This window comes from Streptomyces sp. NBC_00859 (assembly GCF_045161865.1).
In the GTDB taxonomy this organism is placed as follows: Bacteria; Actinomycetota; Actinomycetes; order Streptomycetales; family Streptomycetaceae; genus Streptomyces.
In genome coordinates, this window is the sequence record NZ_CP108826.1 from 7184711 (window position 1) to 7205994 (window position 21284).

Here is a 21284-nt window from a genome sequence, read left to right on the forward strand (position 1 = left end):
CCCCTCGGCACACCTGTGACCGGGGCCCGCACCGAGCAGCACGAACTGCCGGTGCGGGCCCCCTCACGTACGTGGCGGCAGTGCGCGGCCACGTACGTGGCGGCAGTGCGCGGGTCAGCCGACCGGAGCTCCCTGCGACGGCTGCTGCGGGGTGATGCCCAGCGCGGTCGCGTACTTCGAGAGCACCAGCTTGCCGACCGCGGGGTAGGCGCCGAGAGGCTCGGCAGAGGCGCAGCCCGCCTCCTTGGCCGCCCCTGAGAGCAGCTCCTCGGTGACCTCGGGGCCGATCAGGTACGGCGCGAGCGCCAGCTGCACCGAACCCGAACCCCGCAGCTGATCGGCGATGGCGGCGACCGAACCGTCCACATCGAGTGCGGCGGCCATCACCGGTACGGCGAGGCGGGCGGCCAGCAGCATGCCGGTGATCCCGGCGGCCTGCACGGCCTCGTCGCCGCCGACCGTCGCCAGGATGATGCCGTCGGCCGCGGTGGCGACCGTGAACAGCCGGGCCCGGTCGGCGCGGGAGAGACCGGCCTCCGAAAGACGTACGTGGAGACCCTCGGCCAGCAGCGGGTGCGGGCCCAGGACCTCGGTCAGCTCGGCAGCGGTGGTGCTGTCCATCACGGCCTGCCGTATCCGCCGCTCGGTGGCTGCGTCGGGGCCCGCCAGCAGGGGCACCACGACAGCGGTGGCGGTCGATGGCTCGGCCACCTCGCGTCCGGCGGCCTTCGCCTGCTCGTAGCGCGCCACACGCTCGGCGGCGGTGCGGGAAAGAACCGTCTCAAGGGCGGGAAACTCGTCGTCGGCACCATCCAGGTAACCGATACGGGCGTCCAGGCCGGGCAGCTCGGAGCGGGCGATGGAGATAACCTCTTCCGCCAGGCTGCGGACAGCGGCGGAAGGCGTGCCGGGAACAGCGAGAACCAGCGCGGGCGCGCCCTCAGGGGCCACCGCGGGTTCCGGGCGGCGGTGCCGTCCCGTCTGGCGAGGTCGCGGCATTCGTACAGGCAGGCCGGATGCGGGCCCATTGGGGGAGCTCATGGCGCCGCATGCTACTGGCTTCGCAGGCCCGGCTGTTCGGGGAGGGTACGTTAGCGCGGCGTCTGTCCTCATTTATCCGGTGCGTTGCGTCGTTAGCGCGTATCCTGTTCCGCCACCACACGCAGGAGCTGCGGATGCGGGGGCAGCCGGAGGCTCCCCGTGGCGAGCGCCGAGGCGATCAGCACCGCACCCACCAGCGGATCCCCGGTAGCGAGCACCGGTCGGGCAGACGGCAGCAGGGTGGAGAACTCCTCGCGCGCAGGGGTGAGCAACGGGTCGCCCATCTTGAACAGACCACCCGTGAGGGCTACTTCACAGCCCGCGCCTGACTCCGCGGGGCAGACGGCGGCTGCGGCTCCGGCGATCTGCCGGGCCGCCTCCCGCAGAATCCCGGCAGCCACGGGGTCGCTTTCCGCGCACCGGGCCACCTCAGGGGCGAACGAAGCGAGCACCGCGGGCCGGTCCGAACGCGGATACAGCGAGCCCGGCATGCCGCCCGCCGGCCCGAAGACCGCCTCCAGCCGCTCCAGCAGCGCGGCCGAGCCGCCCGGCCGCCCGTCGTGCGCGCGCATCGCGGCCTCCAGGCCGGCCCGGCCGATCCAGGCCCCGCCGCCGCAGTCGCCCAGGAGATGCCCCCAGCCGTCCGCTCTGCGCCACTCGGTGAGGTCGGTTCCCAGAGCGATCATCCCGGTTCCGGCAGCGACGACCACACCGGGCCGCTGCCCCAGTGCGCCCGCGTACGCCGTCACCCCGTCCGCCGCGAGCGCCAGCCGCCGGACGCCGAGCGAGCGCTCCAGGGCCGCGGGGAGCGCCGCGCGGAGGTCGTCGCCGAGCGTCGCCATCCCGGCCGCGCCGATCGCCACCGCCGATACACCGGCGCCGTCCGTGTGCCCGAGGAGTTCGTCCGCCATGGGCAGCAGCTGCCCCAGCAGATGGTCCGCGTCGATCCCCGCGGCGCCGGTGCGGACGGGTACGCGGGAGACGACGGACCCGGTGAGCCCCGGTTCAGCCGCGTCGGCGAGTGCCACCCGGAGCCCGGAGCCTCCGGAGTCCACACCGAGGACCCAGGTCACGGCAGCCGCCAGTCGACGGGCTGGGCACCCTGGCGCACCAGCAGTTCGTTGGTGCGGCTGAAGGGGCGCGAGCCGAAGAAGCCCCGGTCCGCCGACATGGGGGACGGGTGGGACGACTCCACCGCCGGAAGGTTCCCCAGCAGAGGGCGCAGGTTACGGGCGTCACGCCCCCACAACACCGATACCAGGGGTTTTTCCCGGGCGACCAGTGCCCGGATGGCCTGCTCGGTCACTTCCTCCCAGCCCTTGCCGCGATGTGCCGCCGGTTTGCGCGGAGCCGTGGTCAGCGCCCTGTTGAGCAGCAGTACGCCCTGCTCGGCCCACGGTGTCAGATCGCCGTTGGAGGGGCGGGGCAGCCCGAGGTCCGTGTGCATCTCACGGAAGATGTTGTCCAGGCTGCCCGGCACGGGCCGCACATCGGGTGCCACCGAGAAGCTGAGCCCCACGGCGTTGCCCGGCGTCGGATAAGGGTCCTGGCCGACGATCAGGACACGCACGTCGTCGAACGGCTGCTGGAACGCGCGCAGCACGTTCGCACCGGACGGCAGATACGTGCGCCCCGCGGCGATCTCGGCGCGCAGGAACTCGCCCATCGCCGTGATCCGGTCGGCGGCGGGAGCGAGGGCCTGCGCCCACCCCGCTTCGACAATTTCATTCAACGGACGTGCTGCCACGGGGCGTCACTCTACTGGCCCGCCGCGCCGGCGCCTTCCCGGGTGCGGTCAGCGGATCAGGTTCCCGTACGCAGGGTCAGGCGGCAGACACGCCGGTCCTGCGCTGTGAACAGGAGAATCGGCCATCTCGCGGCGGCCACCGGCAGCCGGACGCCCGGCAGCGGGCCAGCCGCCCCCTAACAGACCGACCGTGACGGCGACAGCCAGGGAGGGGGCCTTACTGAGCAGCACACGGCGGATGCCGTGGCCGGAGACCAGCGCGGCGACTGTCAGGCGACCAGGAACACGGCGACCGCACCGGCCCGGGACAGCAGGACCGGGTGCGGTCGAATCGTTCATGGGGATGCTTCTCCGGTGTCGGTCCTCGCACGCTGAAACGGCATCAGAACGGGACCAGGGCGCACCGTACGGACCTACCGGCGTGGATACGCGAAGCGCGAGCACCGCGGGCCGGTGAAGGCCGGGGAGCGGCCTCAGGGGCGCGCCGCGGGCAGCGTGACCTCGAAGCAGCAGCCGCCGGTCACATTGCGCACGTCGGCCCGACCGGCGTGTGCCTCCACGATGCCACGCACGATGGCGAGGCCGAGGCCGGCGCCCGCCGGGGGAGTCCGGGCCTCGTTGCCGCGCCAGCCGGTGTCGAAGACCCGTGCGAGTTCGTCCTCGGGAATGCCCCCGCAGCCGTCGGTCACCGAGAGGACCACGGAGCCTGCCCGCTGCTCGGCCGCGATCGCGACCGTACCGTCGGCCGGTGTCCGGTGAATGGCGTTGACCAGCAGATTGGCCAGGACCCTGGTCATTTCCTTGCCGTCCACCTCGACGGGCAGGGGCTTCACGCCGCCTCCCTCCAGCCGGACGCCGTGCTCGCGGGCCAGCGGATCCGCTCCGGCCAGTGCGTCGCCCACCAGGTCGTACACCGACATCCGGATCGGCGTCAGCGTGAGCGCTCCCGCATGGATACGGGACAGCTCGAACAGGTCACCGACCATGGCGTTCATCCGGTCCACCTCGGTGCGGATCTGCCGGAAGTAGCGTTCGGGGTCGGTGGCCATCCCGTCCTCCAGCGCCTCGGACATCGCCCGCAGCCCGGCGAGCGGTGTCCGCAGATCGTGCGAGATCCACGCCACCAGCTCACGCCGGGAGGTCTCCAGCGCCTGTTCGCGGCGGCGCGACACGGCGAGTTTCTCGCTCGTCGCCGCCAGCTCCCTGCCCAGGTCGGCCAGCTCGGCGGGGGGAGCCCCGCCGGGCACGGCGAAGTCACCCCCGTCCCCGAAGGACCGCGCGGCCAGCGTGAGCGCCCTGCTGCCCGCGACGACCCAGCGGCCGAGCAGCAGCGCGGTCGCCAGCGAGACCACCGCCGCCATGGCCACCACCAGGGTCACCACTTTGAGGTCGTGCGGCGACAGGAACATCGCCCTGGCCACCGCCAGCGTCCCCGCCAGCATCGCGGTCACCGCGACGGCCGAGATGACGGTGACCGACAGGGCGACCGACCGGTGGCGCAGCCGCCACAGGGCGCCGGCTCCGATCAGCCCGGCCGCGGCGGCGCCGAGGAACGCGTACAGGGCGATCAGCACCAGGTCCTTCATCGCAGTCCCGCCCCGTCCCCGGCCGAATCGCCGCCGGCCGCGCCGGACCGGTCCGGCGCGTCGCTGCCCGCGGTGTTCAGGGTCCGGACCTCAGAGCCTTCCACCGGCGTGCTCGTGCTGTGCGATCCCTCCCGTCCGGCCTCGAACCGGTAGCCGACGCCCCAGACGGTCCGGATGAGCCTCGGGGTCGCGGGATCGTCCTCGATCTTGCCGCGGAGCCGGCGCACGTGGACCGTTACCGTCGACAGATCGCCGAACTCCCAGCCCCACACCTCGTGCATCAGCTGCTCGCGCCCGCAGGCCTCTCCCGAGTGCCTGATCAGATAGGCCAGCAGGTCGAACTCCCGCAGGGTCAGGGCGAGCTCGCGCCCGTCCTTGGCGGCCCGGCGGGCCGCGGGGTCCACCGTGAGCCCCGCGGCGTGCAGCAGCGGCCCCGGCCGGTCTCCGCCCGTGCGGCTGCGCCGCAGCACCGAGTCGACGCGGAGTACCAGCTCCCGTGGGCTGAAGGGTTTGGTCACATAGTCGTCCGCGCCTATCTCGAGGCCGAGAATCCGGTCGTCCTCGTCCCCGCGGGCGGTCAGCATGATGACCGGGACCGGCCCGCTGTCGCGCAGGACCCGGCACACCTCCAGACCGTCCATGCCCGGCAGCATCAGATCGAGCACCACCAGATCGGGCCTGCGCCGCGCGGCGCACTCCAGGGCGGCGGGGCCGTCGGCGGCGAGGTCCACGCAGTACCCGGCACGGACGAGGTAGCCGGCGACGACCTCGGAGACGGTGGGATCGTCGTCGACGACCAGTACGCAGGACGGGTGGAGGGCGGGGAGCGGGTTCTGCATGACCCCAGCGTGTCACTGTGCTGCGGCGACCGGCCGGTCGCACGGGTGGATACGTCCGGACGTCCGCGTTTCGTAAGGAGTGAAAGAGCCGTCCCGGCCCATTCGGTTCGTACGGTGAGGGCGTGACCGACCTGATCCCGCTGAGTACCTTGAGCCCCCGGACCCCCATCACGGTGGACGTGGTCCTCCCCTGCCTCGACGAAGCCGGTGCACTGCCCCGGGTGTTGGAGCGCATCCCGGACGGCTGGCGCGGGCTCGTCGTCGACAACGGCTCCACCGACGGTTCGGCGGCGATCGCCGCCGGTCTCGGGGCCACTGTCGTCCACGAGCCCCGGCGCGGCTTCGGCGCCGCCTGCCACGCGGGTCTGCGCGCCGCGACGGCGGACGTGGTGTGTTTCTGCGACTGCGACGGATCGCTGGACCCCGGGCTGCTGACGGCCTTCGTCCGCCGGGTGGCGGACGGGGAATCCGATCTCGTGCTCGGACGCAGGCGGCCCACCGGCCGTGGCGCCTGGCCGCTGCACGCCCGCGCGGGCAACTACGCGCTCTCCCGGATGCTGCACACCCGCACGGGACTGCGTCTGCACGATCTCGGACCGATGCGCGCCGCCCGCAGGGAGGCGCTGCTGGGACTCGGCCTGACCGACCGGCGCAGTGGCTATCCGCTGGAGATGGTCGTACGGGCCTCCGACGCGGGGTGGCGGATCACCGAGCAGGACGTGCCCTACCGGCCGCGGACCGGCAAATCGAAGGTCACGGGGACCTGGCGTGGCACCTGGCAGGCGGTGGGCGACATGCGCTCCGTGCTGAACGCCCCCGTGCCCGCCGGAAGGGTGGTCCGATGACCACGCTGCTCGTCATCGCCAAGGAACCGCGCCCCGGCCGGGTCAAGACCCGGCTCACCCCGCCCTACACCCCGCAGCAGGCGGCCCGTATCGCCGAGGCCGCGCTCAGCGACACACTGGCTGCGGTCCTGGACTGTCCGGCCCGGCGCCGGATCCTGGTGCTCGACGGCGTTCCGGGCCCGTGGCTGCCGCGCGGCATCGAGGTCGCCCCGCAGTCCGGCGGAGGGCTCGACGAACGGCTCGCCGCGGCGTTCGCCCTGTGTGCGGGGCCCGCGCTGCTGGTCGGCATGGACACCCCGCAGCTCACCCCCGCTCTGCTGGCTCCCGCACTCGGGCCCGGCGGCTGGAGCGGCTGCGACGCCTGGTTCGGGCCGGCCGACGACGGCGGGTTCTGGGCACTGGGACTCGCGGAACCCCGGCCCGAACTGCTCCGCGGTGTTCCCATGTCGACACCGGGGACGGGCGCCGCGCAGCGGGCCAGGCTGACCGGCGCGGGGCTCACCGTCCGGGATCTGCCGGCCCTGCGTGACGTCGACACGGCGGACGACGTACGGGCGGTGGCGGCTGCCGCCCCGCACAGCCGCTTCGCGGCGGCCGTCGCCGGCCTGGCGCCCGCACCGGTACCGGAGTCAGGTCCCGCAGCCGAGCCCGGCGCACGCTCCCACCGCTCCGGGGCCCGGCGATGAGCGCGCCCGTCCGGCCCCGCTGCTGGCAGGCCGATCCGTACACCGACGCGCTGCGTACCGGACGCGGCCCGCTGTTCCTCCGCCGCGCCGACGGCTGGATGCTCCCGCTCGACGTGGAACGCTGGTGCGCGGTCGCCGACCGCGCCGACATGTCCGTACTCGCCCGTTGCGAGGGGACCGTCCTGGACATCGGCTGCGGACCCGGCCGACTGGTCGCGGCCCTGTCCGAGCTGGGCCACCGGGCCCTCGGTGTCGATGTCAGCCGGGCGGCCGTCGCCCGCACCGAACGTGCCGGAGCGCCCGCCCTGTGCCGCTCCGTCTTCGACCGGCTGCCGGGGGAGGGGCGCTGGGACACTGCCCTGCTCATCGACGGCAATATCGGCATCGGCGGCGACCCGCGCGCCCTGCTGGCCCGCGCCGCTCAACTCACCGCGCCGTGTGGGCTGTTGCTGGCCGAGGCCGACCCGGTCGATGTCGACGAGTCGGTACGGGTCCGGGTCGACGACGGCAGGGGCGGCGCCGGGGCCGACTTCCCGTGGGCCCGCGTGGGAGTACGCGCACTGCTCGCTCACGCGCGCGCGGCCGGCTGGGCCGCGGCCGGGCAGTGGCAGGAACAGGGCCGCTCCTTCGTCGGGCTCCGCAGGACCGGCACCGTCGGCCACCAGGCGCACTCCGCCACGACGGCGCCCGGTCGGCTGCCCTGAGCCCGGCCGTGCTCGGCGCAGCCGACCGGGGCGCCGGGTCAGCGCTGCTGCTGGCGGCTGCGCTGCCGCTCGATGCTGCGCTGCAGATGTTCTGACATCGCCTCCGCGGCACGCTCGGGGCTGCGGCGCAGCACGGCGCGCAGGACGCGGTCGTGCTCGGCGAGGGTCGGCTCGGCTGCCCCCTGGATGCTGCTGAGACGGAAGATGTGCAGGTGAGAGTGGAGCCTGCTCACCGCGTCCGCCAGCAGGGGGCGGCAGGCCGCGCGGGCGATCGTCTCGTGGAAGCGCTGGTCGCCTGCTGCGAACTCCCGGTAGACGGCATACCGTTCACCTGCTCCCGGACGGTCGCGCATCTCCTCCACAAGGCGTTCGATGCCGTCGAGTTGCTCGTCGTCCGCGTGCGTGGCAGCCAGCGCCGCCGCCGTCGGCTCAAGCAGCAGACGCATCTCGAAGAGCTCTTCCAGGCCCTGCGGGGTGAGGAGTTCGGTGGCCCGGTATCCCGCGAGCGACCGCTTGGTGACCAGCCCGTCCGACTCCAGCCGCGCCAGTGCCTCGCGCACCGGTGTCGGAGAGACCTGGAGCGTCCGGGCGACGGCCTCGATGCCGACACGGGCGCCCGGCCTGATCTCGTGGTCCATGACCATCGCTTTGACGGCTTCGTAGACGCTGTCGGCCAGTACCTGGCGCGGCGGCGTCGGTGCTCCAGCGTCCGACAGCATCCGGCCTCCTCGATCCCGTCACGGACTGCATACGGTGAATACCCCGGGCGGTCGATTCTATAGGAATCGTCGGCGGGCGCCCGATCCGCGAACGTACGCGCCGGGCGCCCGGCGTACCCGGGAGGCCTACTCCATGAGGAAGACCTGCTCCATGGGGGCCCACCAGTCCTCGGGCGCCGCCTCCGGCACCTTCTGCTGGCAGGGATCCGTCAGCTCCCACCAGGTGCGGGTGGCCTCGTCCTGTCCCATCGCCGCGAGATCCGCGTCCAGGTCGTCGCCGTGGTACTCGAAGTAGCTGAAGAGCCGGTCCCCGAGCAGATGGATGGAGTAGTTGGCGATATGGCTCGCCCGCAGCCGGGCGAGCACGGGCTCCGGGACGGCCCGGTGCAGCTCGCGGTATTCCGCCAGTCTCTCCGGACGGACCCCGATCACCTGCGCGATCCGCCGCATCAGGCCGCCACCGCCGCTCGTACCGTCTGACGCTGAGCGCCCAGTGCGTCGATTTCGAGGTCGACCACGTCGCCGGCCGAGAGATAGGGGAACCGGCCGGAGAGCGCGACACCCTCAGGGGTACCGGTGTTGATGATGTCGCCCGGCTCCAGCACCAGATAGTGGCTGAGATGGCGCACCAGCTCATGCGCCCCGAAAATCATGTCCGCGGTGCTGGAGTCCTGGCGTGGTTCGCCGTTGACCCGGCTGCGGAGTCTCAGGGCCTGCGGACCGTGGGGCAGATCCTCTGCCGGTACGAGCCAGGGGCCGAGCGGGTTGAAGGTCTCGCTCGACTTGCCCTTCGACCACTGGCCGCCCGACTCGTCGAGCTGGTAGGTCCGTTCCGACACGTCGTGGGACACCGCGTACCCGGCGATGCACTCGGCGGCCGCCCGGGGGGAGTCGAGATAGCGGGCGGTGCGTCCGATGACGACGGCCAGTTCTACCTCCCAGTCCACGGTTGTGGCACCGGGCGGGATCAGGACGTCGTCGTACGGGCCGACCACGGTGTTGGGGTGTTTGAAGAAAATGATCGGTGCGGTGGGCGGCTCGCTGCCCGACTCCGCCGCGTGGGCAGCGTAGTTCTGCCCGACGCAGATGACAGCGGCCGGCCGGGCCACCGGTGCGCCGACCCGCAGCCGGTCCGCTCCCTGGATCTCGGTGAGTGAGCCCGCCAGCAGGGCCTCCCGCACCCGGGCGACGCCGCCCGCGGCGAGGAACCGCCCGTCGATGTCCTCGGTCAGCGTGCCGAGATCGTAGAGAACACCGGCTTCGCGCACGGCGGGGCGTTCGCTGCCGGGATCACCCAGTCGCATGAGCTGCATGACAGCAGCCTCCTCATGTTTCAGCCCTCAGGGGTCCTTGCGCCATACCCGCCGGGCCACGCGACCTCATCGGGCGCAAACAGTGCAAGGACCCCTAAGAGGTCGGATGTTATTGGCACGAAAGCTATAGGGAAAGCGGCGCTGGGTGAACCCCTGCCCTCTTGCGGCGTCCCTGGCGCCATAAAGTCGTGGTCGGAGGGTTGACTCCCGCGGGGGCTGCATGGCTAACCTCCGATGACCTCGAATTTCCTATAGGAAAAATCCGGCCGTTCTGGAGGCGCCATGGCTGACTCCCCGCACTCCGTCCCTGCCGCGCGCCGGCAGTCCCGAGGCGCGCCGGAACCGGGAGGCGGCGACGAGGCCACCCCGCCGCTTCCCCGGTTCGTCAAAGCCGTTGCCGTGCTCGGCGGGATGGCGGGGCTGCTGTACGGCTACGACTCCGGAGCCATCGCCACCGCACTGCCCTTCGCCACCGACCGGTTCGGCCTCTCGTCCACCGAACAGGGCCTGGTCACCAGCCTGATCCTGCTCGGCGCGCTGCCGTCGATCGTCGTGGGGTCCATGGCGGCCAAGCGGTTCGACCGCAGGCATCTGCTGATCGTCGCCGGGGTCGTCTTCGCCGTGGGGTCGCTCGGCTGCGCACTGTCCACCAGCGTCGCGATGCTGCTCGTATCCCGTTTCGTCCTCGGCCTCGCCGTGGGTCTGGCCAATATGTTCGGGCTGATTTATCTGACCGAACTGGCGCCGAAGCGGGTACGCGGACTGATCAGTGCGCTCTACCAGCTCAGCGTCAACGTCGGCATCCTGATCGCCTACGGTGCCGGCGACGCCCTGCGGGGCGCGGGCGCCTGGGAGTGGATGCTCGGCCTGGGGGCGCTGCCCGCGCTGCTCTTCCTCGTCGGCATGGTGCTCAGCCCGGCAAGCCCGCGCTGGCTGAGCCTGCGCGGCCGGGAGGCCGAGGCCCACGCGGTGCTGATGCGGCTGCGGTCGTCGCGCGCGGAGGCGGACGCGGAGGCGGCCGAGATCCAGGAGAGCCTCGGGATGCAGGAGGCCGGTCTGCGGGAACTGCTGCACCGCTACCGCCCGGCTCTGAGGATCGGGCTGGTCCTGACCTTCTTCCAGGTGTTCACCGGGATCAACGCGGTCGTCTACTACGCGCCGACCGTCTTCGCCGGCGCCACCGGGCACTCCGGCGACACCGGCATCATCGCCAACTACAGCGTCGGCGGCGCCCTGGTGATCTCCACCGCGATATCGCTGCCGCTGATAGACCGGCTCGGCCGGGTCAGGATGCTCGCCTGGAGCCTGGGCGGCCAGGTGCTCCCGCTGGTCGTGCTGGCGCTGTTCCCGCACACCTCCGGTCTCGACGTCATCTGTGTCTTCGTCTTCACATTCGCCTTCGGCTTCGGGCTCGGGCCGGTGTTCTGGCTCTACATCCCCGAGATTCTGCCGCTGCGCGCCCGTGCTCTCGGCATGGGAGTCGTCACGTTCACCCAGTACCTGTTCAACTTCCTCTTCTCGCTGACCTTTCCTGACATCCTCGATGCGATCGGCTTCTGGGTCTTCGGTATCTACGCGGTGATCTCCGCACTGGGGCTCGCGTTCGTCCTGACCCGGGTGCCCGAGACAGCCAACCGGTCGCTGGAGGAGATCGAGGCGGAGTGGCGGCGCAAGGACGCGGCGCCGTCCACCGCCCCGTCCACCGCCTGACCACATCCGCCGCGGCACCGAGCCGTGGACGACCCCGAGAAGGACACATGCGGGTAGGACTCTTCGTGACGTGTGTGAATGACGCGTTGTATCCACGGACCGGCATCGCCGTCGTGAAACTGCTGGAGCGGCTGGGGGTGGAGGTCGGCTTTCCCGCCGGACAGACCTGCTGCGGGCAGCCGCAGTTCAACACGGGCTACCGGCGGGAGACCGAACCCCTGGTCCGGCGCTTCGACAGGGAGTTCGCCGCCTACGACTACGTGGTCACGCCGTCCGGTTCCTGTGCGGCGATGGTCCGCGACAACTATCCGCGGATCGGCCGCAAGGCGGCCGCGGAGAACCGGGGCCACGCCCTCGCGGATGCCGCGGCCCGATCCGTGCCGAAGACGTACGAGCTGACGGAATTCCTGGTGGACGTACTGGGGGTGGTGGACGTCGGGGCCTATTTCCCCCACACGGTGGCGTACCACCCGTCCTGCCACGGGCTGCGGATGCTGGGTCTCGGGGACCGGCCGCGGCGCCTGCTTGCAGCGGTGCGGGGGCTGGAACTCCGTGAGCTGGAGGGAGCAGAGGAGTGCTGTGGCTTCGGGGGAACGTTCGCGGTGAAGAACGCGGACGTGTCGGCCGCGATGGGCGCGGACAAGGTACGCAACGCGGTGTCGACCGGCGCCGATGTGCTGTGCGGAGCCGACAACTCCTGCCTGATGCACATCGGTGGCATCATGCGCCGCCAGGACGCGCCCCTGCGGGCGCTCCACCTGGCCGAGATCCTGGCGAGCACCGAAGAGGAGCCCCACACATGAGCGGTACGTACCTCGGGATGCCGTCCTTCCCCGTGGCGGCCGGGGAAGCCGTGCACAACGAGACCCTGCGCGGGAACCTCCGGCACGCCACCCACACCATTCGCGACAAGCGGGCGAAGGCGGTCGCCGAACTCGCCGACTGGGCACAGCTGCGGGAGGCGGGCAAGCAGATCAAGGACCGGACGCTGCGCCATCTGGACGACTACCTGGTGCAGCTGGAGGAGTCCGTCACTGCCGCCGGGGGCACTGTCCACTGGGCCGCCGACGCCGATGAGGCGAACCGGATCGTCGCCGCTCTGGTGAAGGCGACCGGAGAGCGCGAGGTCGTCAAGGTCAAGTCGATGGCGACGCAGGAGATCGGTCTCAACGAGGCCCTGGAGGCCGAGGGGATCGCCGCCTACGAGACCGATCTCGCGGAGCTGATCGTGCAGTTGGGCGAGGACCGGCCCAGCCACATCCTGGTCCCGGCCATCCACCGCAACCGGGGCGAGATCCGGGAGATCTTCGCCCGCACGATGAGCGAATGGGGGCGGCCGGCGCCCGAGGGGCTGACCGATGCGCCGGCCGAACTCGCCGAGGCCGCCAGGCTGCACCTCCGGGAGAAGTTCCTGCGGGCCAAGGTCGGTATCTCGGGTGCCAACTTCATGGTCGCCGAGACCGGCACCCTGGTGGTGGTCGAGTCCGAGGGCAACGGCCGGATGTGCCTGACCCTTCCCGAGACGCTCATCTCGGTGGTGGGCATCGAGAAGACCGTGCCCACCTGGCGGGACCTGGAGGTCTTCCTGCAGACCCTGCCCCGCTCGTCCACGGCTGAGCGGATGAACCCGTACACCAGCACCTGGACCGGCACCACCGACGCCGACGGTCCGCGCGACTTCCACCTGGTGCTGCTCGACAACGGCCGTACCGCCACCCTGGCCGACGAGGTCGGCCGTCAGGCGCTGCGCTGCATCCGCTGCTCCGCCTGCCTCAATGTCTGCCCCGTCTACGAACGGGCGGGCGGCCACGCCTACGGCTCGGTCTACCCGGGCCCCATCGGCGCCATCCTCAGCCCGCAACTCCGCGGCACGGAGAGCGAGATCGACGCCTCGCTGCCGTACGCCTCATCGCTCTGCGGTGCCTGCTACGACGTGTGCCCGGTGGCCATCGACATCCCCGAGGTTCTCGTCCACCTCCGCGAGCGGGTCGCCGGCCAGGGCGGCCGGGGCCACCGGCTGGAGAAGGCGGCGATGAAGGCGGCCGGCTGGGTGCTCGACCATCCCGCCGCGCTCGCCGCTGGTGAGCGAGCGGCATCGAAGACCCGCCGGCTGCACCCGAAGCGGCTGCCGGGCGCGGCAGCGTGGACCGACAGCCGCGATCTGCCCGAGCTGCCGCCCGAACCGTTCCGCGACTGGTGGAAGAAGAACCGCACATGAGCTCACGTGACCAGATCCTCGCCCGCGTACGTGCCGCGGTCGCCGACGCGCCGGAGGCGCCCGAGGTCACCCGCGACTACCTCACGACCCATACCGCCGACGACCCGGCGGCCGTCCTGGACCTCCTTCACGAGAACCTGGCCGACTACCGCGCCCTGGTGCACCGGACCCGCCCCGACGGGCTGCCCGCGCTGCTCGCCCGGCTGCTGGCCGAGCGCGGGGCCACCACGGTGCTGGCACCGTCCGGGCTGCCCGCCGGGTGGCTGGCGCTTTCAGGTGCTGCCCGGGTCGACGACACGTCTTCGGCGACCGCGCAGGAACTGGACGCGGTGGACAGCGTGGTCACCGGTTGCGCGGTCGCCATCGCCGAGACCGGCACCCTCGTCCTGGACGGCGGCGCGGACCAGGGGCGCCGCCGGATCACCCTCGTCCCCGACCACCACATCTGTGTCGTACGCGCCCCCGGCCAGGTGGTCGCATCGGTGCCGCAGGCGCTGCCGCGACTCGACCCGGCACGCTCGCTCACCTGGATCTCGGGTCCTTCGGCCACCAGCGACATCGAACTCGACCGGGTCGAGGGGGTGCACGGCCCCCGCACGCTCGAAGTCGTCCTCGTCGAGGAGTGACGAGGGACCCGGAGAGCGAGCGGCCACACGCACGAGAGACCACATGAACGAGAGACGACACCCATGAGCATCATCAAGAGCGTCGACTGCAGGCTCGTCTTCATCGAGCCCGAGACGCTGCGCACCGACGCCACCCAGACCTTTGTCCGCCAGGAGACCATTCTCGTCACCGTCGAGACCGACGACGGGCTGCGCGGCACCGGGTACTCCTACACGATCGGCACCGGCGGCAGTTCCGTCCTGGCGCTTCTCCGCGACCACCTGGCCGCCACCCTGCTGGGCGCCGACGCACGCAATGTCGAGGCGGTCTGGGCCCGGATGCTCGCAGCGACCAGGGCCACCGCCTTCGGGCTCCTCACCTCACTGGCTCTGGCCGCGGTCGACACGGCCCTGTGGGACCTGCGATGTCTGCGCGCGGGGGAGCCGCTCTGGCGGCTGGCGGGCGGTGCGCACGAGCGGCTTCCCGTGTACGACACCGAGGGCGGCTGGCTGCACCTGAGCACCGAGGAGCTGGTGGAGAACGTCTCGGCGGCGCAGGCGTCGGGGCTGCGCGGCGCCAAACTGAAGGTCGGCAAGCCCTCCGCCGTCGAGGACGCGGAACGCCTCACAGCTGTCCGCGAGGCGACCGGGCCCGCCTTCCAGATCATGGTCGACGCCAACCAGTCGCTGACCGGGGCGGAAGCGATCCGCAGGGCCCGTACCTTCGAGCCCCTCGACATCGCGTGGTTCGAGGAGCCACTGCCCGCCGAGGACGTCGCGGGCCACCGCAGACTCGCCCGGTCGACCACGGTGCCGGTCGCTGTCGGTGAATCGGTGTACAGCGTCGGCCACTTCGCGGAGTACCTGTCGGCAGGCGCCGCCGGGATAGTCCAGGCCGACGTCGCGCGCGTCGGTGGCATCACCCCGTGGCTGAAGGTCGCGCACGCTGCCGAGGCCTGCAACGTGCAAGTGGCTCCGCACTTCCTGATGGAGCTGCACGCGAGTCTCGCCTGCGCCGTCCCCGCCGGGATGTACGTGGAACACATCCCGCAGCTCGGTGCGATCACCCGCAGCGCGCTGGTCATCGAGGACGGCTGCGTGGTCCCGCCCGAGACACCCGGTCTCGGCATCGAGTGGGACGAGGACGCCATCGCGGACCTGCGGGTGGCTTAGGGGTCCTTGCACTGTGCCCGCCCGGGTCGCGTGGGCCGGCACCGCGTCTCGCGGCGTCGCCGAAAAGTCCAGGTAGCTCCTCCGGCAAGGCACTGAAGGCCAGAGGGGACCCCATCCTGGACTCCCCGGCGCCTTGCGATACACGGCACCAGCCCACGCGACCTCATCGGGCGCTCATAGTGCAAGGACCCCATAGGGGGGTCACATGCCCGAGGGTATTTCCAGTGCAGCCCGCACGCACAGGGACGGTCCGTCGCGCGCCCGCTCCTGCTCCATCCGCTCGTTCAGGACCTGGTGGGCCGCGGCCGCCTTCTTCTCGTACGCCTCTACCTGCTTGAGGAAGTAGACGAGGTCGTCGGCGAGGGGCCGTGTCCATGCGGTTGCCGCACGGCCCGCGTGCGGGTCAGCGGTCGCGCCGGCCCCGAAGGAACGCCCGCCTGGGCAGGACGAGCAGCAGCAGGCTGTAGTACTGCAGCACGGGTGCGGCGAGGGCGAGGACAAGAGCCAGGACCAGAAGCAGGACGTTGACATAGCTCTCGGTGTAGGACTCCTGGAGCTTGCCCGGTTCCTGACCGTCCTCGTCGAGCAGTCCCGGGGTGGTTTTCAGGATCCTCAGCATCGCTAGCCGGCACACCATGCTCGCCAGGAGAGCCGTGTAGTAGAACGCGGCCACGAACCGGTTACGGCCGAAGGCACCGATCATCTCCGTCGGCAGGGGTAGCACGACGACGGACAGTAGCCATCCCATGTTCCACACCATCAAAGAGCGGGTGACCCTCGCGACCGACGAGAAGGTCCGGTGGTGCTCCCGCCAGATGTTTGCGATGACTGCGAAGCTGAGCAGGAAGCTCCAGATCTGGTCGAGGTGACCGGTGAACACCTCGCTGGCCTGCTGGTGGTTGGACACGGCCTCCGGGACGAGGTCGATCAGCGGCAGGATCAGCAAAGTGATCGAGATCGCGGTCACCGCGTCGGTGAACAACACCAGCCGTTCGCCCGAGGCACCCCCTTCGCTCCTGCCCGGCGCGGGAACCGGCGGCTGAGCCGGGTCGTATGCTCCCGTGCCGGTTTGGTCGACGGCGTCGCTGGTACTCATGCGTGTGGCACCTTCCTTCTGTCCGGTCCGTCGGGCCGGGGTCTGCCGGCTGCGGCGGCTCCCACGACCAGGGCGGACCCCAATATCTGGCTGTACAGGGGCTGTTGGGTAAACGGATTCGAGTTCGAGCACGAAGCAGCCGCTGCCCACTGGGCAGGCGGGTCTCAGGGCTGCCCGGAAGCGCGCACTGCCAGTGCTCCCGAGCGGGTGAGCAGCGCGGCGATGGCCATGAACACTAGCCCGTTAGTGACGATCGAGGCGATGTCCTGAGGCGGGGCGCCGTGCCGGAAGAAGAAGCGGCCCAGCTCGGACTTGTACCAGTAGGTGGCGCCGATGGAGAACACCGAGCGGGCGACAATCAGGCCGATCCACAGCACTGCGTAGCTGCGGCCGGCCCGGGCGACGACCTGGCCGTCCGGCTCCCGGAAGAGCTGGACCTGGCTGACGGCGACCAGCCCGAACAGCACGCCGGCCGCGAGGCCGCAGATTTCGATGGCCAGGCCGATCCCGTTGTCGAAGAAGGTGTGGACGAACACGGGGACGATGATCACCGCGACGATCAGCGGGCGGAGCAGGCGTCCGCGGCTCACCGCCTTGGTGCCGAGGTCGGCGTGCAGGGTCGTGAGCAGCACGACGACGTTGATGAGGACAGCGCTCTGCAAGGTGGACATGGTTTCCGCCGGTAGGTGAAGTGGAGGGCTTGTCCACTCAGCGTCGGACCTGTGCCACGGACCGGGCGTCGGCCGAGGAGCCGAGGAGGGTGGAGCGCGGATATCTCCACCCTTCTCCACCCTCCTCCACCTGCCGGCGGGCCCCCACCCGGCTGCGGGGCGGAAGTACATGCCAAGCTGAAACCATGGTCGTTACCACCGAAGGCAAGCCGTCGTCGGCGCCGCCCGTGCCACCGCGACCGATCCTGCCGCGTGCCGACCTCTGGCAGCATGTGCTGCCCCGGGTGCTCGGGTTGGCCCTGGTGCTGGTCGGCCTGCCGTTCTCGGACGGGCTTGACTGGTCCGCCACCACCTGGGAGCTGGTGGTGCTGATGAGCGGCGCCTGGGCGCTGTGGTGCGCGGCTGGCTTCCGTGCGGAATCTCCGGTGCCCGAGGCGTTGGCCGTGCCGATCCTGGGCGTCGCAATGATCTGCGGCAACCTCCTGGTCACCCTCGAACCCAAGGCCGTGCTGGCCACGGCAATCGTCGGTATGGCGGCGGTGTCGTCCGGAGCGATCCTGTCCACGCTGGTCAGCGCGGCCGTGCTGGCGGCTGGCGTCCTTGCGCTGGCGATCGGCGGGATCGTGGCCGGCTTTCCGGGGCAGGCATGGGCGCGCGTCGCCGCCTGGATCGCCGCCCTGCTGGCCTGTCAGCTCGCCGGCGCGACCCGGCGCAGCATCGGGACTCAGCACGCACAGGCGGAGGAACTGCTGCTGCAGACCCGGCGTGTGCACGAGGAGGAGCAGCGGGCCGCGGCGCTGGCCGAGCGGACCCGGGTCGCCCGGGAGATCCACGACGTCCTGGCGCAGTCGCTGGGTGCCCTGGCGGTGCAGTTGGACGTGACCGACTCGCTGCTCACCGCGGATCCGCCGCGCACCGAAGAGGCGGTCGAGCGGGTCCGCAACGCCCGCCGGATCGCCGTCGACGGACTGACCGAGACCCGCCGCGCGATCGCGGTCCTGCGTGCGGACACCCCGCCCCTGCCGGAGGCCCTCACCGCGCTGGTCCACGACCACCGCACCGCCTCCGGCGCGCCCGCGACCTTCACACTGGTCGGCACCCCGCGCGCGCTCGAACCGGACGTCGGGCTAGCGTTGCTGAGAGTCGCCCAGGAGTCCCTGGCGAACGCCGCCAAGCACGCCCGCGGACAGGAGCTGACCGCCACTTTGGACTACGAAGAGGACCAGGTGAGGCTGACCGCGCTGTCCGGACCCGCCGGCTCCGGTGGCGGCGAGGCCGGCCCACGGCCCCGAGTGGCGGGGATGGACGGCGGCTACGGTCTGGCCGGCATGCGAGAGCGGCTGCTGCTGGTCGGCGGCGACCTGACGGTCGGCCCCACCCCGGAGGGGTGGCGCGTGCAGGCAGAGGTGCCCGCATGAGTACTCGGGTCGTAGTCGTCGACGATCAGCAGGTGGTCCGCGAAGGCCTGATGACTCTCATGGACATGATGCCCGGCATAGACGTCGTCGCCGGGGCTGCCAACGGCGAGGAGGCCGTCGCCCGGGTCGCCGAAACGAGCCCGGACGCGGTGCTGATGGACCTGAGCATGCCGGGGATGGACGGCGTGGAGGCCACCCGCCGGATCGTGACGGCGCACCCGGACGTGGCCGTCGTGGTGCTGACCACCATGGCGGACGATCAGCTGATTCTCGACGCCCTGCAGGCAGGCGCCCGCGCCTACCTGACCAAGGACGCCGGCAAGGCCGAGATCGTCCGCGCGATCGAGGCCGCGCTCGCCCGGCACACCACATTGGACCCGATCGTCCAGGAACGGCTCCTGGCCGCCGCCATGCGCGGCGCCGACCATACGACCGAACGGCGGCGGGCCGAACCGTCGCAGGACCTGCTGACCCCGCGCGAGTCCGACGTGCTGCGGCTACTCGCCCAAGGGCTGTCGAACGGCGCGATCGGCCGACGCCTGCTGGTGGGGGAGGCCACAGTCAAGACCCACATCAACCACCTGTTCGCCAAGCTCCAGGTCCGCACCCGCGCGGAGGCCGTCGCCTGGGCCCATGCCCACGGTTTCGGAACCGGTGCGGACGGCGTGCGTTCTCCGATCTCGGGTTTCCCGGAGTGTTTTCCAGATCCGCAGCCAAACACCAACTACCGAAATCAGATGCCCTCTTAAGGGCAAGGCCGTGAAGTTACGGGCTGATGGTCGGTGTCAAGATGTTGATGCTGTGGGTGGCTTGATAGGTGTGCCGGTCGGCTTTGAGGCTCTTGCGGTCTCGGCAAGGACCGCATCGACCATCTCGAACGGGACGATCCGGGTGAGTTCCCCCAGATGACCTGGGGCGAACAGGCCCTTGGCTACCGTGATTTCACGCGTGATGACACACTGACCGGACAGCGGAGCTCCAGTTTTCGAACGATGGGTCTTGGTCGACACGTCGTTCTACCGGAGCTCCGCTTCCTACGTCTGCCACTCAGCCAGATCGGCACCCCTTGCCACCAGCCCCAAGGCCGTAACTTCATGGCCTTGCTCTCAAGCGGCCTTTGCACTGCCCTCTCCGGGTCGCGTGGGCCGGCACCGCGTCTCGCGGCGTTGCCGAAAAGCCCAGGATGGGGGTCCCCCTGGCCCTCAGGGCCTTGGGGGAGGAGGTACCTGGACTGTCCGGCGGGCTGACCGGGCGGCGGCAGTCCGCACCCGACTCTGCCTTCTGCGACGTCATGGCAGCACCGCCGGGTTGCCGAGGAAAGTTGTTGGCCTGCCCGACATGCTTCCGGAATGATCGGCTCGTGGACACCTACCTGGAGACCGAGCGCCTGGCCCTGCGCCGCTTCACTGCCGATGACGCGGATCTGCTGATCGAACTGGACAGTGACCCGGCTGTGATGCGCTACCTGACCGGCGGCAGTCCGACCGCGCCGGACGTCGTCCGTGAGCGCTACCTGCCGAACATCCTCGCTGGTTACGAGAAGTGGGGTGGCGACCTCGGCCTGTTCGCGGCGCACGAGAAGGAAGGCGGCGCGTTCATCGGCTGGTTCATCCTGCGCCCTGAGCCGCAGGGCCCGCTGGACGAAGTCGAACTCGGCTACCGGCTGCGGCAGGCGGCCTGGGGCGAGGGCTATGCCACCGAGGGCTCGCGGGCCTTGCTGGGCAAGGCGTTCACGGAGATCGGTGTGCGCGTGGTCTGGGCCGAGACGATGTCCGTGAACCATGGCTCGCGCAACATCATGGAGAAGCTCGGAATGACGCTCGTGGACACCATCCCCACCCCCTCCGACATGGAGATGATCGAGGGCTCCGAGCACGGAAGGCGTGCGGTACGAGATCACCGAGGAAGAGTGGGAACAGCAGTAGCCGCCGTGCGCTCGGCCGTTCTGCATCACGCCTGGAACCAGTGGCCACGGGGCTGACGGCAGGGGCCGTACCAGTGCGGCGCCGGCGGGGCGGCCGGCGCTGTGGCCGGCCGCCCCGCCGGCCCTTGAAGCCGGTCGGCCCGTCAAGGAGACACTCGTGCGTGCCCGGTTACGGTGTCCCCGGCGTGATCACGGCGAAGACGCCGCCCTGAGGGTCGGCCAGGACCGCCATCCGGCCCGCCACCATGTCGAAGGCCGGAGCCATGACCGAGCCCTGGGCCCGGACGGCGGCAGCCTGGACACTGTCCACGTCGTCGACGTGGAAGTACGGGAGCCAGTTCGGGGGTGTGCCGGGTGGCAGGTTCGCCATGTCCTTCATTCCGCCGACCGGGCGGCCGGCCACCCGGAACTCCGTGTACCCGGCGGCGCCCGGCATGTCAGTGGCGGCGGTGGTGACGGGCAGGACCGCCGAGTAGAAGGCGACAGCGGCGGGGATGTCGTCCGTGCTCAGCTCGTTCCAGACGAGGGCGCCCTGCTCGTTGACGATCCCAGCACCGCTGAAGGAACCGGCCTCCCACAGACCGAAGACGGCGCCTGTCGGGTCGGAGACTACGGCCATCCGCCCGAGTTCCATGACGTCCATCGGACCCGTCACGACCGTGCCCCGGGCATCCGTGACGGCCTTGGCGGTGGCGTCGATGCTGTCGGTGGCCAGATACGTGGTCCACACCGCCGGCGGCATGGGGTCGGGGACCTTGCCGTCCGGAGCCATCGCCTTCATGATTCCGGCGACGGGCTTGCCCTTGAGGGTGCAGACGGCGTACCCGCCCTGCTCGGCGGGGCCGATCTCGCCCTGCCAGCCGAGCAGGTCGCGGTAGAAGTCGATGGCCGCCTGCTGGTCGGGGACCATCAGGTCGAGCCAGCACGGGGTGCCTGGCTTGTAGGGGCCGTTCATTTCGGGCACGGAGGCCTCCGGATGGCACGAGGGA

22 protein-coding genes are annotated in these 21284 nt (G+C 71.1%); 11 read left to right on the forward strand and 11 right to left on the reverse strand.

Going from position 1 to position 21284, the window contains the following annotated elements:
* Positions 1–114: 114 nt before the first annotated feature.
* The 5 genes from OG584_RS31635 to OG584_RS31655 form a co-directional block, all read right to left on the reverse strand.
* Positions 115–1041 (reverse strand): sirohydrochlorin chelatase, encoded by a 927-nt coding sequence (locus OG584_RS31635; RefSeq protein WP_405782942.1) that lies wholly within the window; start codon positions 1039–1041, stop codon positions 115–117.
* 92 nt (positions 1042–1133) lie between these two features.
* Positions 1134–2114 (reverse strand): N-acetylglucosamine kinase, encoded by a 981-nt coding sequence (locus OG584_RS31640; protein WP_405782944.1) that lies wholly within the window; start codon positions 2112–2114, stop codon positions 1134–1136.
* Positions 2111–2788, reverse strand: a complete 678-nt coding sequence (locus OG584_RS31645) for a uracil-DNA glycosylase (protein WP_405782946.1) — start codon at positions 2786–2788, stop codon at positions 2111–2113. The genes OG584_RS31640 and OG584_RS31645 overlap by 4 nt, the downstream gene beginning before the upstream one ends.
* A 473-nt stretch (positions 2789–3261) precedes the next feature.
* Positions 3262–4374: a sensor histidine kinase gene (locus OG584_RS31650; RefSeq protein WP_405782947.1), complete on the reverse strand. Its 1113-nt coding sequence runs from the start codon at positions 4372–4374 to the stop codon at positions 3262–3264.
* Complete coding sequence (locus OG584_RS31655) at positions 4371–5213, reverse strand: response regulator transcription factor (RefSeq protein WP_405782949.1); 843 nt, start codon at positions 5211–5213, stop codon at positions 4371–4373. Before OG584_RS31655 ends, OG584_RS31650 begins: the two co-directional genes overlap by 4 nt.
* Before the next feature lie 131 nt (positions 5214–5344).
* Between OG584_RS31655 and OG584_RS31660 the strand changes: the two genes are divergently transcribed.
* From OG584_RS31660 to OG584_RS31670, 3 genes are read left to right on the forward strand one after another with little or no spacing between them, the layout of a single operon-like run.
* A complete protein-coding gene (locus OG584_RS31660) occupies positions 5345–6058 on the forward strand; it encodes a glycosyltransferase family 2 protein (protein ID WP_405784386.1) in 714 nt (237 codons plus the stop codon).
* Complete coding sequence (locus tag OG584_RS31665; protein WP_405782950.1) at positions 6055–6744, forward strand: DUF2064 domain-containing protein; 690 nt, start codon at positions 6055–6057, stop codon at positions 6742–6744. Before OG584_RS31660 ends, OG584_RS31665 begins: the two co-directional genes overlap by 4 nt.
* Positions 6741–7448, forward strand: a complete 708-nt coding sequence (locus tag OG584_RS31670) for a class I SAM-dependent methyltransferase (RefSeq protein ID WP_405782952.1) — start codon at positions 6741–6743, stop codon at positions 7446–7448. The genes OG584_RS31665 and OG584_RS31670 overlap by 4 nt, the downstream gene beginning before the upstream one ends.
* A 38-nt stretch (positions 7449–7486) precedes the next feature.
* On the opposite strand, the gene OG584_RS31675 is transcribed toward OG584_RS31670, so the two are convergent.
* From OG584_RS31675 to OG584_RS31685, 3 genes are all read right to left on the reverse strand, one after another.
* Entirely contained in the window at positions 7487–8167 is a 681-nt protein-coding gene (locus tag OG584_RS31675; protein ID WP_405782954.1) for a GntR family transcriptional regulator, read from the reverse strand.
* Positions 8168–8293: 126 nt separating this feature from the next.
* A complete protein-coding gene (locus OG584_RS31680) occupies positions 8294–8617 on the reverse strand; it encodes an L-rhamnose mutarotase (RefSeq protein WP_405782956.1) in 324 nt (107 codons plus the stop codon).
* Positions 8617–9480, reverse strand: coding sequence for a fumarylacetoacetate hydrolase family protein (locus OG584_RS31685; protein WP_405782957.1), 864 nt, complete (start codon positions 9478–9480; stop codon positions 8617–8619). The genes OG584_RS31680 and OG584_RS31685 overlap by 1 nt, the downstream gene beginning before the upstream one ends.
* 282 nt (positions 9481–9762) lie before the next feature.
* On the opposite strand from OG584_RS31685, the gene OG584_RS31690 reads away from it, so the two are divergent.
* From OG584_RS31690 to OG584_RS31710, 5 genes are all read left to right on the forward strand, one after another.
* Positions 9763–11190: a sugar porter family MFS transporter gene (locus OG584_RS31690; protein ID WP_405782959.1), complete on the forward strand. Its 1428-nt coding sequence runs from the start codon at positions 9763–9765 to the stop codon at positions 11188–11190.
* 47 nt (positions 11191–11237) lie between these two features.
* Positions 11238–11993, forward strand: coding sequence for a (Fe-S)-binding protein (locus OG584_RS31695; RefSeq protein WP_405782960.1), 756 nt, complete (start codon positions 11238–11240; stop codon positions 11991–11993).
* Entirely contained in the window at positions 11990–13408 is a 1419-nt protein-coding gene (locus OG584_RS31700) for a LutB/LldF family L-lactate oxidation iron-sulfur protein (RefSeq protein ID WP_405782962.1), read from the forward strand. Before OG584_RS31695 ends, OG584_RS31700 begins: the two co-directional genes overlap by 4 nt.
* Positions 13405–14034, forward strand: a complete 630-nt coding sequence (locus OG584_RS31705; RefSeq protein WP_405782963.1) for a lactate utilization protein C — start codon at positions 13405–13407, stop codon at positions 14032–14034. The genes OG584_RS31700 and OG584_RS31705 overlap by 4 nt, the downstream gene beginning before the upstream one ends.
* A 63-nt stretch (positions 14035–14097) precedes the next feature.
* Positions 14098–15186: a mandelate racemase/muconate lactonizing enzyme family protein gene (locus tag OG584_RS31710; protein WP_405782965.1), complete on the forward strand. Its 1089-nt coding sequence runs from the start codon at positions 14098–14100 to the stop codon at positions 15184–15186.
* A gap of 403 nt (positions 15187–15589) precedes the next feature.
* Here OG584_RS31710 and OG584_RS31715 read toward each other — a convergent pair whose 3' ends face one another.
* Both OG584_RS31715 and OG584_RS31720 read right to left on the reverse strand, forming a co-directional pair.
* The gene (locus OG584_RS31715; protein ID WP_405782967.1) at positions 15590–16282 is read right to left on the reverse strand and encodes a TMEM175 family protein; all 693 of its coding nucleotides are present in this window, start codon (positions 16280–16282) and stop codon (positions 15590–15592) included.
* Between the two features lie 164 nt (positions 16283–16446).
* Positions 16447–16953 carry a CcdC protein domain-containing protein gene (locus OG584_RS31720; RefSeq protein ID WP_405782968.1) on the reverse strand — a complete coding sequence of 169 codons (507 nt, stop codon included), beginning with the start codon at positions 16951–16953 and terminating at the stop codon, positions 16447–16449.
* 185 nt (positions 16954–17138) lie between these two features.
* Between OG584_RS31720 and OG584_RS31725 the strand changes: the two genes are divergently transcribed.
* From OG584_RS31725 to OG584_RS31735, 3 genes are all read left to right on the forward strand, one after another.
* Entirely contained in the window at positions 17139–18371 is a 1233-nt protein-coding gene (locus OG584_RS31725) for a sensor histidine kinase (RefSeq protein ID WP_405782970.1), read from the forward strand.
* Entirely contained in the window at positions 18368–19120 is a 753-nt protein-coding gene (locus tag OG584_RS31730) for a response regulator (RefSeq protein ID WP_405782972.1), read from the forward strand. Before OG584_RS31725 ends, OG584_RS31730 begins: the two co-directional genes overlap by 4 nt.
* Positions 19121–19731: 611 nt before the next feature.
* The gene (locus tag OG584_RS31735; protein ID WP_405782973.1) at positions 19732–20352 is read left to right on the forward strand and encodes a GNAT family N-acetyltransferase; all 621 of its coding nucleotides are present in this window, start codon (positions 19732–19734) and stop codon (positions 20350–20352) included.
* Positions 20353–20464: 112 nt separating this feature from the next.
* Here the strand turns inward: OG584_RS31735 and OG584_RS31740 are convergent, their stop codons facing one another.
* A complete protein-coding gene (locus OG584_RS31740) occupies positions 20465–21250 on the reverse strand; it encodes a VOC family protein (RefSeq protein WP_405784388.1) in 786 nt (261 codons plus the stop codon).
* Between the last annotated feature and the right edge of the window lie 34 nt (positions 21251–21284).